This is a genomic window from uncultured Campylobacter sp., assembly GCF_937890585.1.
GTDB lineage: Bacteria > Campylobacterota > Campylobacteria > Campylobacterales > Campylobacteraceae > Campylobacter_A.
Genome location: NZ_CALACG010000345.1, coordinates 1 through 1,402 on the forward strand (window position 1 = coordinate 1; position 1,402 = coordinate 1,402).

A 1,402-nucleotide genomic window follows, 5' to 3' on the forward strand; every position below is an offset into this window, starting at 1 on the left:
AGAAGGCATGCTTTGATGATTTACCGCCTCTCTATCTTGTGCTTGCTTCTCTTTTTTCTCATCATTGCTAGCTCTTTTTAGCTTTACATCCAAGCTACCCCTATCTATATCATAGCCAAGCACTCTTATGCTAGTGTTTTTATTTGTGATATCAAGCGAGCCTTTAGAGCTTTCATCACCCCTTGGGCTAAAGTAGTAAAAGGGCTTTTGATCTTCTTTGTTTTCAAAGAGATCGTGCTCTTTTTCATCTTTGAAATTTGTAAAGCCAAATTTATAGTCCTTAGCTTCGTTTGCACCTTTTAGAAGTGTAGCGTTTAAAAAGAGATCGACCTTGTAGTTTTCTGGGTTTTCCACGCCAAATTTATCTCTTATCTTGTCATATATCTTCTCAATATCCACTATGTCTTTATCTTTTGTAAATATGGCTAAACTCTCTTTATACTTATCCACATATACGCTAGAGCTAGCTGATAAAAAGCCAAATTTTATCTCGCCTCTATCTTTTACGTCGTATAAATTTATAGAGCCACTCTGCGTGCTGTTGTCAAATAAAAGAGAGTAGGTCTGCTCTGATTTTTTCATAAAGTATGCCTTCTCATCTTGAGATGAAAGCGACCTTGTGAAATTTGACGTATAGGTGTAGAGCTTGCTGGCTTCAGCCTTAGTAGTAGTGAGATCACTAGAGCTCTTATCTACTACCTTGTACGTCCTACACTTGTGCATAGCTCTTTTATCTTCTATGCTTTCACATCCGCTTTGTTTAAATTTCTCAACTTCATCTTTGCTTATTATCTTTGTATATCGCTTCTCGTCACTAAGCTTAAATATATCTTCTATTATTAAAGCTTCTTGCTCGTCTTTTAGATAGTGATCTGTGCGTATATCTAAGTCATGCTTTATGTTGTTTATCAGTATAAGTAGTAGCCAGTTTTTGTTTTTATTATATGTAATGGGTGAAATGGTGGCTTTATTGTCCATGTTGAAATTTACGCTATTGTATTGCATAGATAAATTTGTATCAAGATCAAATATAAGCTTATAGTTTTGCTCCATAAATTCATTTAGATATAAAAATGTACCTTTTAAGCTAACATTGTTTGTCTTTTCATCATTATTTTTTTCTTCTAAAAGATATGAGAAAAAGTATAGTGTAGCTGCCGTGTAGGTGAGAAAGTGCGAGCTTACACTCACATTTGTATTTAGTATCGCATCTACGTTGCCTATATTTATAAGCACTTCATTGCCATTTATATCAACTCCAAGGTCTTGTATAGCGTTTTCATAGAGTTTATTATTAAAGGCTAAGCTATCATTGTCTGTTTTCATGTGGTATATGTTATTAACATTTAAAGGTGCCGGTAGGTAGGTGCTGTCTCTTATACACATCTGACGCTGCCGACGA

1 protein-coding gene is annotated in these 1,402 nt (G+C 34.8%); it reads right to left on the reverse strand.

Going from position 1 to position 1,402, the window contains the following annotated elements; all coding sequences use genetic code 11:
• Positions 1-1,386, reverse strand: a 1,386-nt coding sequence (locus Q0296_RS10385; protein WP_298040305.1) for a hypothetical protein, incomplete at its 3' end; no start/stop codon positions are given.
• Positions 1,387-1,402: the final 16 nt, after the last annotated feature.